This is a genomic window from Pseudomonas sp. AM14(2022) (assembly GCF_036346455.1).
GTDB lineage: Bacteria > Pseudomonadota > Gammaproteobacteria > Pseudomonadales > Pseudomonadaceae > Aquipseudomonas > Aquipseudomonas putida_A.
Window position 1 is genome coordinate 541,275 of record NZ_JAOTNY010000002.1, and the last position, 12,831, is coordinate 554,105.

The following is a 12,831-nucleotide window of genomic DNA, read 5'->3' on the forward strand; positions in this document are numbered from 1 at the left end:
GCGCCGGAGCGTCCATGAATAACAGCCGATTCGCAAGAACCGCAGGCTGGCTGGCAGTGCCGTGCCTGGTCGCGGCAGGCCTGCTGGCCTGGTATGTCACCCGCGAGCCTGTCTCGCGCCTTGAAAACAACCACACCGCCGTGGCCGATATCGACCCGGCGCTGGTCGCTCGTGGCGAATACGTCGCCCGACTCAGCGACTGCGTGGCATGCCACAGCGTGCCGGGCGGTGCGCCGTTCGCTGGCGGCCTGGAAATGGCTACACCACTGGGCGCGATCCACGCGACCAACATCACCCCGGAGCCGGAAACCGGCATCGGTCGCTACAGCCTGGCGGACTTCGACCGTGCGGTACGCCACGGCGTGGCACCCGACAGCCGTCGTCTGTACCCGGCGATGCCCTACCCGTCCTACGCCAAGCTCAGTGACGATGATGTGCGGGCGCTGTACGCGTTCTTCATGAAAGGCGTGGCACCGGTCAAGCAAGCGAATATCCCGAGTGCGATTCCTTTCCCATTGAACCTGCGCTGGCCGATTGCGTTGTGGAACGGTGTCTTCGTCGATACCGAGCCTTACGTGGCCAAACCGTCGCAGGATGCCGTGTGGAATCGCGGCGCTTATCTCGTGCAAGGCGCCGGGCACTGCGGCAGTTGCCATACGCCGCGCGGTCTGGCGTTCAACGAGAAGGCTCTGGATGAATCCGCCACGCCGTACCTCGCCGGCGCCTTGCTTGATGGCTGGTACGCGCCAAGTCTGCGTGACGACCACAACACCGGTCTGGGCCGCTGGAGCGAACCGGAGATCGTGCAGTTCCTCAAGACCGGGCGTAACAAACATGCAGTGGTTTATGGCTCAATGACCGAGGCGTTCAACAACTCGACGCAGTTCATGAGCGATGACGATCTGACCGCGATCGCCCGCTATCTCAAGTCATTGCCGGGGGACCGTCAGCGCGACGGCCAGCCATGGCAGTACCAAACGGTTTCGGCGACGGAACGTCTGGACGCGCCCGGTGCTCATACCTACGTCACGCGCTGTGCTTCGTGCCACGGTTTGGACGGCAAGGGCCAGTCGGAATGGATGCCGCCGCTGGCCGGCGCCACCTCGGCACTGGCCAAGGAAAGTGCCTCGGCGATCAACATCACCCTCAACGGTTCGCAGCGGGTGGTGGCCGCCGGAGTACCGGACGCCTATCGCATGCCGGCATTCCGTGAACAGTTATCGGATCAACAGATCGCCGAAGTGCTGAGCTTCATGCGCAGCACCTGGGGCAATCAGGGTGGTGCCGTTGAAGCGCAGGCGGTCAACAAACTGCGTGAACGCACGGATCCGGCCAGCAGCAGCCCGATCATCCTGCAAATGCGTTAGAGGAACGTTTGATGGAAAGCATCGACTTGCTGGTCCTGCGCACCGCGCGGGACTGGCTCGCCGCCGGCGAGCGAGTGTTGCTCGCCACGGTGGCGCGCACATGGGGCTCTTCGCCGCGCCCGACAGGGTCGATGATGGCCTTGCGTAACGACGGGCGCGTGGTCGGCAGCGTGTCCGGCGGCTGCATCGAGGACGACCTGATCCAGCGCTACACCACCGCGCATGGCGGCAGCGGCCTCAAGGACAGTGCGCCCGAGGTGGTGCGCTACGGCGTCAGTGCCGACGAAGCGCATCGTTTCGGTTTGCCCTGTGGCGGCACGCTTGAGCTGATTCTTGAGTTCAATCCCTCATGGCAGGTGCTGGACGAACTGCTGGTGCAACTGGATGCCGGGCAACTGGTGCGCCGCTGCCTGGCACTGGATAGCGGTCGCGTCATGCTGGAAACCACGGCCACCCCGGAGCAATTCAGTTTCGATGGCCAACGGATGCTCAATACCCTCGGGCCGGGGTATCGGCTGCTGATGATCGGTGCCGGCGCGCTGGCCGAGTATCTGGCGACCATGGCCCTGTTCAACGGCTTCAAGGTCGCGGTGTGCGACCCACGTGCCGAATACATCGACACCTGGGCGGTGAACGGTGTGGAGCGGATCATCGGCATGCCCGATGACGTGGTGCGCGACTTCGCGGTTGATCTGCGCACCTGCATCGTCGCCTTGAGCCATGATCCGCGACTCGACGATCTGGCGCTGCTCGAAGCCCTGCACAGCCCGGCGTTTTACATCGGCGCCATCGGCTCGCGGCGCAACAGTCAGCTGCGCCGCGAACGTCTGATCGAGCATTTTGGTGAGACCCAGGCATCACTCGAAAGGCTGCACGGGCCAATCGGCATCTACATTGGCAGCAAGACACCGGCGGAAATCGCTGTCAGCGTGATGGCCGAGATCCTGGCCGCGAAGAATGGCGCCAGCCTGCCGAAGGCGTTTTCGATTGCCAGAGCCAAGGCGCAACAGGGTCTGGCGCAATCGCATTGAGCCCCGTTGCTTGGCTCTGTGCCTATATCAGGCGACTTTGATCACCACTTTGCCAAACGCGCCCTTCGCCAGATGTTCGTACGCCTCGCGCGCTTTCTCGAACGGATACACCTGATCGATCACCGGGCGAATCTTGTGCTGGTTGAGGAAGACGTTCATCCGGTCGAAGGATGAGCGCGGTGCCACGGCGATACCGCGAATGGTGGTCTGGCGGAAAATCAGCGGCATCAGATTGAGTGCAACGGTCTGCCCGGTCAAGAAACCGATCTGTGCAATGCGCCCGGAAGCCTTGGTCGCTGCAACCGACTGATTGATGCCGTTGCCACCGGCCACGTCGAGCAGCAGATCCACGCCTTTGCCGTCAGTCAGCCGCAACACTTCATCGGCCCAGTTCGGTGTCGTTCTGTAGTTCACGCCCGCGACCGCTCCCAGTTCCTTCACGGCTTGCAGATTGTGCTCGCTACTCGATGTGGCGATCACTTTGGCGCCCAGCGCCGTGGCGATCTGCACGGCAAAAATCGACACCCCGCCCGTGCCTTGTACCAGCACGGTCTGACCGGGCTGGATCTGTCCAAAGTCGACCAGTGAGTACCACGCCGTGAGCGCAGCAATCGGCAACGTCGCCGCCTCTTCGTCGCTCATGTTGTCCGGCGCGGCAACGGCGCTGTCTTCGTGGATGATCATGTATTCGGCCAGTCCGCCGGGCAGCGGCGAACCAAAGCAGTAGTCCGGTTCATTCGGCCCCGGCTCGCCATCCAGCCAGCGGGAATACAGATGCGAGTTGACCCGATCGCCGACCTTGAAGCGGCTGACGCCGTCACCCACCGCGACCACGGTGCCCGCTGCGTCGCTCACCGGAATCAACGGTTTGGGCACCATGTGCGGCTCGTAGATGCCGTCAACAATCGCCTTGTCGCGAAAATTGAGGGACACGGCGCCGACCTTTACCAGCAATTCGCCGGACTGTGGCTGCGGGGTCGCTGTCTCTTCCAGGTGCAGATTGTCGAGGCCGAAATCTTTCAGTAACCAGGCTTTCATTGCGAATCTCCAAAAACGGATCAATGGCTGCAAACCACCAAGGATTTGCCTGGGCACATCTTTCGCTGTTGGGCTCGCGCAATAAATACGCAAAAAGGCACATGATTATTCTATCCTCAAGCAACAATTGAATTCCGTCAGGTCCCGATCATGGAATTGCTGCAATCGATGCGACTGTTCGCTCGGCTTGCCGAGCTCGGCAGCTTCACTAAAGCCGCCGAATCGCTGGACATCGGGCGCCCCCAGGTCACCCGTTACATCCAGGAGCTGGAAACATCCCTGGGTGTGCGTCTGTTTCAGCGCACCACCAGAAAAGTCGCGCTCACCACCGAAGGCCAACTGTTCTATGAGCGAGTGCAGGAAATTCTCGCGGATATCTCGGCCGCCACTTCGATGTTCGACCGCAGCGGAGCAACGCTCGAAGGCCGGCTTCGGGTCGATATCCCAACCGCGTTCGCGCAGCTGGACTTCATCAAAAACCTGAAAACCTTCACCAGCGCCTTCCCCGGGATCGACATGGTGCTGGGCGTGACTGATCGGGCGGTCGACCTGATCGGTGAAGGCATCGACTGCGCGTTACGAATTGGCGAGTTACCGGACTCGACCTTGATCGCTCGCCCGATCGCCATGGCAACCATGGTCACGTGCGCAGCCCCCGAGTATCTGCAGGAACACGGCGAACCGCGGACACTCGACGATCTGAATGCCCATCGCGGGGTGAATTTTCTTTCCGGCCAAAACAACAGGACATTACCCTGGCACTTCTCGGTCAAAGGCAAAGACCGCGCGTTCATCAGCAACGCCGGCATCACCGTCACCGAGTCGAATGCCTACGTGCAGTGCGGCGTAGCGGGCTTTGGAATCATTCAGGCGCCAGGCATCACCGTGGCCGAATATCTGGCCAGCGGCACCCTGGTGGAAATCCTCAGCGCCTATCGGCCCACCCCGCGCCCGGTATCACTGCTGTACCCCAGCCGCACGCACCTGGCTGCGCAAGTTCAGGTATTTGTCGAATGGCTGCAGCAGCACTTTGTGCAGATCTATCCTGACTGGCTGGAACAATAACGATCAACAGCGCCGTTCGCGGCTTGCGCGTAATCAAGGAGCACCGCACGACATGGAACAAATCACTTACCGCACCGCGACGAGCGCAGACGCGTTGAGCATGTGTGAGCTGGGGCAATTGCTTAACGACGTGCATCACACTGCCCGCCCCGACATCTATGCCCCTCCCACCGCGGACTTTTCCCGCGACCTGCCCCACTGGTCAGCGCTGTTCGAGAAACCCGGTCACGTTGTGTTCATCGCCCATGTCGACGATCAACCTGCGGCGTTTATCACGGCCAGCCTGTCGGCCAGTTCAGGGCCGTTGATGCAACCGCAGAATGTCGTTCGCATCTGCTCGGTGTGTGTCGCCAAACAGTTTTCGGGACAGGGCATCGGCCGTGGGCTGATGAATCTGGTGAAAAACTGGGCGATCGAACAGGATGCCCAGGATCTGCGTTTGAACGTCTGGCCGTTCAATAACCGTGCCGCGCGGATGTATGCGGAGTTCGGCTTTGAGACTCGAGCTGTCGAAATGGGCATGCGTTTGTAGTGGTTTGCCCTTGGGGTAAGCAGGACTCAGCCCAGTCGCATCGACAGCTCGATGTCATCAGCAAATGGCACCGACAGGTAACCGTTCTGTGGCGCACGCACGTGGGCCAGATATTCCGGGCAATAGTTGGTGTTATCCGCCACCACCAGTGCGCCAGGCTTCAGGTGTTTTTCCACCAGCCTCAACACGTCGCCGTACAACGCCTTGGCCCCATCGAGCAGGAGCAAGTCGACTGACGGCGGCAGGTCGCTGGCGAGTGTGACGAGCGCATCGCCTTCGCGGATTTCCACCAGATCGCTGACGCCGCCCTCGATGAAGTGATGGCAAGCCAGGGCGATTTTCGACGGTTCGAATTCGCTGCCGATCAGCACGCCGCCACCGTTGTCGCGCAGTGCCGCCGCCAAGTGCAGGGTGGACAGGCCGAACGAGGTGCCGAACTCGACAATCGCTTTGGCCTTGGTATTGCGCGCCAGCATGTACAGCAGTTTGCCGGTGTCGCGCGAGACCGGCAGCCACAGGTCCTTGAGCATGGCGTAGAGTTGCAGGTACTCGGTCTTGCTGTGCATCAGGCGCTCGCGCTCCTCGCCCGACACCGTTTCCAGCACCGGGCTGGTGGCGGCGCTGGCCTGGCTGTAGAGGCGTTCGATCAGGCTGGCCAATGGTTCAGAAGTCAGGGTGGTCATGATTGCTTTCCGTCAATGGGGGATTAAGATGCGAGTGATTCGTCGCATTTAAATGATGCGAGTGATTCACTCGATCCGCTATTCGCGTTTCCCCCGAGGCCCGAGCCGCCCATGAGCAATCGTCAGACCGCCCGTATTTCCTCGCGCAAACAGCCGCAGCAGGCACGCTCGACTGACTTGGTCGCGGCGATTCTGCAGGCGGCTATTCAGGTTTTGACCGAGCATGGCGCGCCCCGATTCACCACCGCACGGGTCGCGGAAAAGGCCGGCGTGAGCATCGGCTCGCTGTACCAGTACTTCCCCAACAAGGCGGCGATCCTGTTCCGATTACAAAGTGATGAGTGGCTGCACACCACGCAGATGCTGCAGCAGATTCTGGAAAACCATCAACAGCCGCCCCTGACGCGCCTGCGCACACTGGTGCAGGCTTTCATCCGTTCGGAGTGCGAGGAAGCGCAGATGCGCGGTGCGCTGAATGACGCGGCGCCGCTGTATCGCGATGCGCCCGAGGCCCACGAAGTGCGCACGGCCGGACGGCAGATCTTCGCCACGTTCATGCAGCATTTGCTGCCGGAATCCGATGAGCCAACCCGCATCGCGGCCTGCGATCTGATCCTGACCACGCTCAGTTCGGTGGGCAAAGACTTTTCCGGCACTGCGCGCAGCGATCTGGAAATCACGGCTTTCGCCGACCGGCTGGCGGACATGTTCAGCGCCTACGTGATGCCGCTGAATCAACCTTCAGCGTGAGACGGCTGTTCGGGTGAATTGCTGTTCCGTCACCACGCTGCCCCACTGACTGCCCTGCTCTTCCATGGTCAATTCGAACCCGGCCGCTTCGTACAGTCGGCGCGCGGCGTCTAGGCCCTTGAAGGTCCAGAGCTGGATCGCGTCAAAACCCTGCTGATCGCAAAACTCCACTGCCGCGCTCAGCAGTTGCCGGCCGACGCCACTGCCGCGGCAGCCGTCGTCGAGGATGAACCAGCGCAGATGCGCCTGATTGTTACCCAGATCCTGGCCGTCGATTGCGATTGAGCCGACGATGCGCTCATCAAGCGTGGCTACCCAGATCTGGTTGCAGGGTTGATCGAGACGCCCGACAAACTCCGCCGTTTCACGGGCGACGCGACTTTCAAAGATCGCGCCGAAACCGGAATGCCGCGAATAATAATCCGCATGCATTTGCGCCACGCGGCCGATCAGCCCGGGGCGATAGCCGGCGCTGATGTGCAGGTTCGGCGTGAGTGGCCGGTCGGCGCCCAGACGGATGGTCTTGAGCGCATGCGCGTAGGTTGACAGGCCCTGCGCCACGCTCTGTTGTTGCGACGGATTGAGCGTGTCCAATGCCTTGCTGACCTGGGCCTGGCCGTAGGCATGAATGTCGGCGACGGTCTGCCGGCCCTGCGCCGTCAGGTGCAGATGCTTGACCCGGGCGTCCTCGGCGGCACGCTCCTCGATCTCCCCGGCCTTGATCAGTTTGCCGACCATGCGGCTGACACTGGACTTTTCCAGACCAAGGCTTTGCGCCAGTTGTGCAGCGCTGACGCCGTCCCCGGCTTCGATTTCCAGCAAGGCGTGCACGCCGGAGGCGGAATAGTCGGTCGCCGCCAGGGTGGCGCGCAGGAAACCGAATTCACGCACCATCGTGCGCGACGCTGTACGGATTTCTTCGATCAAGGCTGAAGGGATACTCATGACACATCACCGCTGAAATTTAGTTGTACTATACAACCATATTCCCCTTCGCCGACGCAAGCAGCCGACCACGCCGGGCAAACGTCAGCGTGTCGACATCAACACCGCAGCAAACGTCAGACAAAAAAAGCCCCGCAACCGAATGAGGTGCGGGGCAAAGTATTGGCTGGTTGCGGCCAACCAAAGGAGCTCGGTTAAAACGGTTTGCGCAGCCGGTCAGATGCAGTCCTGGGCGGCGCGTTCAAAACTGGAAGGCAGGAAATTCGAGGCCAGCAAGTGGCGCTCGTAGATGAACACCTTGCCGCCGTTGCCGGCCTTGTAGGCTTCCAGCACGTTGTCTGCCGACACCTTGCTCGGCACCACGATCCGGTAGCTGCGCTGGGTCTGCGAAACGGTCGGGTTCAGCGCACTGCCCTGCAGCTTCGGCACCACGCAATCGGCGTATTGCGCCGGAGTCTTGTTGGTCTGCAAGGTCAGCGTCGGGTCGTTCGGTGCGGAGGCGCAACCGGCGAGCAGCAAGGAAGCAACGGCCAGGGTCGGGGCAAACAAAGCACGCATCGGGGTCATCCTGAAAATAAAGGTTCGGTTCATCTGGCAGCGATTCAGCGTCACGGCGCCGCCGCTGCCCTTTTGGTTTTGAGTGTTCAGCTGGAAGCCACCAGCGCCTTGAGCGAGGCATCGAACTGCTTCAAGGCATTGAGTTGCAGGTCACGTTGCTGCTCGATCTGCGCGGCAATCTCGTGCGCCGCTTTGTCGTGTACCCAGACCGACGAAATCTGTTTCTCCACCGAGCCCTCGGCTTTGCCGATGTACTGCAGGTCGGCATCGTAGAAACGCGCGATGAAATGCGCCTCGTACAGGCTGTTCTGCTGAGTCAGCAGGCGATTGAAGGTGTCGAGTTTCACCACAATGTCCGGATGCGCCAGAATCAGTGCATCGAGGTTGTCGTAAACAGTCACCGACATGAACTGGCGCTGCAACGAGCTGAGCAACCAGTCGATCGCCAGTTCCGGGTCGGAGCTGCTGACAAAGGCGGCGCGGATTCGCGAATCCAGTGCATCCTTGGCACCGTGCAGCGCCATGTCGTGGTAGCGCGTCAGGTATTGCAGGTTTTCCCGGGTGTTTTCGCTGTACAACACACCCACGGTCTGTGAATGCTGCAAAGTCGCGCTGCTGCCGGCGATTGGCTGAAGATGACACGCACAGGCGTCGTCGGCGTAAGACGGTGCCGTGGCTACCATGCCGCTCATCAGCAGAGCGGTCAGCGCCAGTCGGGTCAGTGTCTTCATCGCGCAATTTCCTTGAGCTGCGTTTTCAATGAAGGCAATTTTCCGCCTATTGCCAGCAAAGCTGAACTTGCGTTTCGTGATGGTCACTATTACTTCTAGCGATAGTTGCGCACGATAAAGACGGGTACACACTCATCCCCAATGACTAAAACAACAGTGAGGAAGCCGATTTGAGAACCTTTGACCTGATCCGCGACGCGGTTCTGCCCGACTTTCGCGAGCGGGTGGCGGAATACCTGGTGCAGTACGAAAGCGTGTTGCTTGACAAGGCCATCACCGATGCGCGTCTCAAGCGCGATACCGCCAATCAGTTGCGCGGCTATTTGCGCGGGTTGAACACCACGCGGGTGCTGGGCATGGCTTATTGGGAAGAACTGGACCGGCGGGTCGTCGACACCTGGCTCACGCCTCACGAATGAGCGTGGACGCCGGTCGGTGACGATCGTATGCGGCGCCTGCCAAAACGGCCCCGAACGCTTACAATCGGCGGCCTTACCGACCTTCTGACAGGCTCCCCCGGAAATGCCGCTCGACCCACCAACGATGCTGACCATCTCGATCGCTCTCGCAGCCGCCGCCGCGCTGTATCTGGCGGTCGAGTGGCGCAGTATTCGTGAGCCTTCGCTGCTGTTCTGGAGCGCCGGTTTCGCCACCATCACCATCGGTTCCACCCTGGCCCTGCTGCGCAGCAACGGCTTTTTGCTGATCGGCATCTGGTTCGCCAACGGCTTGCTGGTGACCGCGCACTTCCTGTTTCTGCTGGGGGTGGCGCGCTTTACGCAGATCCGCCTGTCACGCGCCTGGTACCTGATTTTCGTCACCTGGCTGGTTTTGCTGTTGCTGCCGGACGGGCCGTTGTGGTCGAAAGTCATGCTGGCCGCCAACTCGCTGCTGGTCGCTGCCTCGACGCTCAAGGCCAGCCTGCTGCTGCGCCCGCATGGCAAATCGCTGAGCGTCGGTGCGGTGCAATTGCGCTATGTGCTGCTCGGTCACGGCATCTTCTATGTGGCCAAGGCCCTGACCGTGGTGATCCCCGGCACGCTGATCGACCTGGCTGCATTCCGTGGCGTAATCATCCAGATCTCGCTGGTCGAGGGCGCGATGGCGATCATGCTGATCGCACTGTCGATGACCGGCACCGAACGCTACCGGCGCGAGGAGCAGATCGCCCGACTGGCCGCCCGCGATCCACTGACCGCGCTCTACAATCGCCGCGCCCTCGACATGCGCGCGCCGGGCCTGCTGCGGGGCGTGTCTGCGGCGCATCCCGGCGCCCTGCTATTGATCGATATCGACAACTTCAAATCGGTCAACGATCAGTACGGCCACAGCGCCGGCGACCGTTTGCTGGTGGCGTTGAGCGAAATGATCCGCGCCGAGACCACCGACGAGGCGCTGGCCGCCCGTTTGGGCGGCGACGAGTTCGTGATTTTGCTGAGCAACGCGCCGAGTGATCACATCGTCAGACTGGGCGACGCCCTGCGCGATCAATTTCAGCGCAGCGCCGCCCAGACCTTCCCCACCGCCGAACCGGTGACACTGAGCATCGGCGCCACCCTGTTCAACCAGCCTCCGGCCAGTCTTGCGGCATTGATCGAACAAGGCGACGCCGCGCTCTACGAATCCAAGCGCGGTGGGCGCAACCGCCTGCGCCTGACCGGACTCACCACTTCAGGATGATCAGACCCATGACCCGTTCCGAAACGCCTCTGCAAGACCTCGCCGCCCCCGAAGGCGTCTGCTACGGCTGCGGCGGCCGCAACCCCCATGGCTTGCACGTCAAAAGCTACTGGCACGAAGACGGCGTGCACGTCATGGCCGAACACCTGCCGGACGACAAATACTGTGGCTGGCCGGACCTGGTATATGGAGGCCTGCTGGCAATGCTGGTCGACTGCCACTCCAACTGGACCGCGATGGCTTACCACTACCGCGCCGAACAGCGTGCACCGGGCAGCCTGCCGCGCATCGACTGCGTCACCGGCAACCTCGGCATCAAGTTCATCAAACCCACACCGATGGGCGTCACCCTGACCTTGCGCGCCTGGGTCGAGGGCGACGTCGGGCGCAAAACTCGGGTGATCTGCGAGGTGTACGCCGGAGAAGTGCTGACGGCGGTGGGCGATTCGGTGTTCGTGCGGGTCGATACCGGGCAACTGGCGGACGCGGCGCACGGCCGCTGACTCCACACGCGCCCCTGCGGCAGCTCCTACAGGGCATGGTGCTCGAATTAACCCGGGCGCTGGCCCGAAAGACTGCAAGACCGATTTGCGGCCCACAGCAGCGATGGCAGACAGACGTCTAAACGCCTCGGCAATCGTAAGATTCACTTACATGTTTTTCCGCTTGTGGTGCACATTGCCAACCCTTATAAGAGCGGCTCTCACTCGCGAATTGAAGGATGCACCCATGAGCAATGCCTGGAACGAAGGGTATTTCACCGACGAGGGCTACACCTACTCGTACAGCCGGGAAATCAACCCGGTGTTCCAGCGTTTTTGTTTGTTGTTGCGCGGTTTTGCCACCCTGGAAGGCAGCGGCGGCTACCACTGCGAACTGGGCTTTGGCCAGGGTGTCTCGATCAACATCCACGCCGCCGCCAACCCGGGCAACTACGTCGGCACCGACTTCACGCCCTCTCAGGCCGCGCATGCCATCGCATTGGCGAACGACTGGAACAGCCAGGCCCGTCTGTATGACGACAGTTTCGAGCAACTGCTGGCCCGCGATGATCTGCCGGCGTTCGACAGCATCAGCCTGCATGGCATCTGGTCCTGGGTCAGCCGCGACAATCAGCAACTGATCGTCGAGTTCGCCCGTCGCCACCTCAAGCCCGGCGGAATGTTGTACGTCAGCTACAACTGCTTCCCGGGCTGGTCGCCTTCGGCGCCACTGCGCAATCTGTTCAGCCTGCACAATCGCTTTGCCAGCCAGGCCTCGACCAGCCCGGCCAAACGCATCGATGCCGCGATGGAGTTTTCCGAAACGCTGCTGGCGGCCAATCCGAAGTACGCCAGAGCGGCGCCGGCCCTGGGTGCCCAGTTGCAGAGCATCAAGGGCCAGAACCGTCAGTACGTGGCCCACGAGTATTTCAACCGCGACTGGGACTGCAAGTATTTCATCGACGTGGTCGATGCCATGACCGCAGCCAAACTCGACTACGCCACTACGGCCGTACCGCTGGACACCGTGGCTGCGCTGAATCTGAGTGCAGAGGGCATGGACTTTCTGGAAGGTATCGAGCACCCGATCATGCGCGAACAGGCGCGCGACTACTTCATCAATCAGAACTTTCGCCGGGATCTGTACGTACGCGGCGCCAATCGGCTGTCTGCCGCCGAGCAGCGCGATGGGCTGCTGAGAAGCCGTTTTGTCCTGCTGCAAGCGATTGAGAGCATTCCCGGCACGGTCTCAGGCCCTGCGGGCGAAGCGTCCTTACAGGCGGACATTTACCGCCCGGTGCTCGCCGCGCTCGCCGCCAATGCCTACGAAGCGAAAACCTTGCAGCAGTTGTCGATGGCCGTCGGCGCCGTGTCTTATGACGACCTGGTGCAGGCCGTCACCGTGCTGATCGGTATGGGTGTCGCCGCCCCGTGCCAGAGCGAAGCCGCCGAAAGGCAGGTGCAGGAACATTGCGACACTCTCAACCTGCAACTGTGCAAACGCGCGCTGTTCAACAACAACATTCAGGTGCTGGCCAGTCCGGTCACCGGCGGTGGCGTACCGATCAGCCGCGTGCAGCAGTTGTTCCTGATTTCGATCAAGCAAGGCATGACCGACCCGCAAGACTGGGCGCAGTTGGCGTGGGCCGTCATCGGTGATCAGGGCGAAGTGCTGCACAAGGGTGACCAGCCGCTGCTCACGGCCGAAGAAAACCTTGCCGAGATGACCGAACAGGCCCGGGCATTTGCCCAGACACCGCTGGACATTCTCATGGCGCTGAAGATTGCTTGATCCAGATATACGCCGGACGACTGGCCGCGATAGAGCCCGGCCAGTCGTCTGCGTGTATGCCCCTGACTGCCGCCTCCTGAGCAATCCTGCCCCCGCCTGCCACGCAGCACCCCGTTAAAAAAGCAAAATTGCCATGTGTTTCCGTCGTTCCTTCTTGCGTCGCACTGTTCATTGCCC

14 protein-coding genes are annotated in these 12,831 nt (G+C 61.5%); 9 read left to right on the forward strand and 5 right to left on the reverse strand.

Annotated features, from left to right (window positions below; all coding sequences use genetic code 11):
- The first annotated feature begins 14 nt into the window (after positions 1-14).
- The gene (locus V3W27_RS05960) at positions 15-1,367 is read left to right on the forward strand and encodes a c-type cytochrome (RefSeq protein WP_330206172.1); all 1,353 of its coding nucleotides are present in this window, start codon (positions 15-17) and stop codon (positions 1,365-1,367) included.
- Between the two features lie 11 nt (positions 1,368-1,378).
- A complete protein-coding gene (locus tag V3W27_RS05965; protein ID WP_330206173.1) occupies positions 1,379-2,398 on the forward strand; it encodes an XdhC family protein in 1,020 nt (339 codons plus the stop codon).
- A 27-nt stretch (positions 2,399-2,425) separates the two neighbouring features.
- On the opposite strand, the gene V3W27_RS05970 is transcribed toward V3W27_RS05965, so the two are convergent.
- Positions 2,426-3,436: a zinc-dependent alcohol dehydrogenase family protein gene (locus V3W27_RS05970; RefSeq protein WP_097090345.1), complete on the reverse strand. Its 1,011-nt coding sequence runs from the start codon at positions 3,434-3,436 to the stop codon at positions 2,426-2,428.
- Between the two features lie 168 nt (positions 3,437-3,604).
- On the opposite strand from V3W27_RS05970, the gene V3W27_RS05975 reads away from it, so the two are divergent.
- The gene (locus tag V3W27_RS05975) at positions 3,605-4,501 is read left to right on the forward strand and encodes a LysR family transcriptional regulator (RefSeq protein ID WP_177408971.1); all 897 of its coding nucleotides are present in this window, start codon (positions 3,605-3,607) and stop codon (positions 4,499-4,501) included.
- Positions 4,502-4,553: 52 nt separating this feature from the next.
- Positions 4,554-5,033, forward strand: a complete 480-nt coding sequence (locus V3W27_RS05980) for a GNAT family N-acetyltransferase (RefSeq protein ID WP_330206174.1) — start codon at positions 4,554-4,556, stop codon at positions 5,031-5,033.
- Positions 5,034-5,059: 26 nt separating this feature from the next.
- On the opposite strand, the gene V3W27_RS05985 is transcribed toward V3W27_RS05980, so the two are convergent.
- Positions 5,060-5,716: an O-methyltransferase gene (locus tag V3W27_RS05985; RefSeq protein ID WP_330206175.1), complete on the reverse strand. Its 657-nt coding sequence runs from the start codon at positions 5,714-5,716 to the stop codon at positions 5,060-5,062.
- 111 nt (positions 5,717-5,827) lie between these two features.
- On the opposite strand from V3W27_RS05985, the gene V3W27_RS05990 reads away from it, so the two are divergent.
- On the forward strand, positions 5,828-6,466 hold the full coding sequence (locus V3W27_RS05990; RefSeq protein WP_330206176.1) for a TetR family transcriptional regulator: 639 nt from the start codon (positions 5,828-5,830) through the stop codon (positions 6,464-6,466).
- On the opposite strand, the gene V3W27_RS05995 is transcribed toward V3W27_RS05990, so the two are convergent.
- The 3 genes from V3W27_RS05995 to V3W27_RS06005 form a co-directional block, all read right to left on the reverse strand.
- Positions 6,458-7,411: a bifunctional helix-turn-helix transcriptional regulator/GNAT family N-acetyltransferase gene (locus V3W27_RS05995; protein WP_330206177.1), complete on the reverse strand. Its 954-nt coding sequence runs from the start codon at positions 7,409-7,411 to the stop codon at positions 6,458-6,460. The genes V3W27_RS05990 and V3W27_RS05995 overlap by 9 nt on opposite strands.
- Before the next feature lie 216 nt (positions 7,412-7,627).
- A complete protein-coding gene (locus V3W27_RS06000) occupies positions 7,628-7,969 on the reverse strand; it encodes a hypothetical protein (RefSeq protein ID WP_095136448.1) in 342 nt (113 codons plus the stop codon).
- A gap of 86 nt (positions 7,970-8,055) precedes the next feature.
- Positions 8,056-8,700, reverse strand: coding sequence for an ATPase (locus V3W27_RS06005; RefSeq protein WP_202368508.1), 645 nt, complete (start codon positions 8,698-8,700; stop codon positions 8,056-8,058).
- A gap of 170 nt (positions 8,701-8,870) precedes the next feature.
- Between V3W27_RS06005 and V3W27_RS06010 the strand changes: the two genes are divergently transcribed.
- The 4 genes from V3W27_RS06010 (at position 8,871) to V3W27_RS06025 (ending at position 12,654) form a co-directional block, all read left to right on the forward strand.
- Positions 8,871-9,119 (forward strand): hypothetical protein, encoded by a 249-nt coding sequence (locus tag V3W27_RS06010; RefSeq protein WP_247268964.1) that lies wholly within the window; start codon positions 8,871-8,873, stop codon positions 9,117-9,119.
- A 103-nt stretch (positions 9,120-9,222) separates the two neighbouring features.
- Positions 9,223-10,380: a GGDEF domain-containing protein gene (locus V3W27_RS06015; RefSeq protein WP_330206178.1), complete on the forward strand. Its 1,158-nt coding sequence runs from the start codon at positions 9,223-9,225 to the stop codon at positions 10,378-10,380.
- Positions 10,381-10,388: 8 nt separating this feature from the next.
- Positions 10,389-10,883, forward strand: a complete 495-nt coding sequence (locus tag V3W27_RS06020; RefSeq protein WP_330206179.1) for a PaaI family thioesterase — start codon at positions 10,389-10,391, stop codon at positions 10,881-10,883.
- 226 nt (positions 10,884-11,109) lie between these two features.
- Positions 11,110-12,654, forward strand: a complete 1,545-nt coding sequence (locus tag V3W27_RS06025) for a class I SAM-dependent methyltransferase (RefSeq protein ID WP_330206180.1) — start codon at positions 11,110-11,112, stop codon at positions 12,652-12,654.
- The last annotated feature ends 177 nt before the right edge of the window (positions 12,655-12,831 follow it).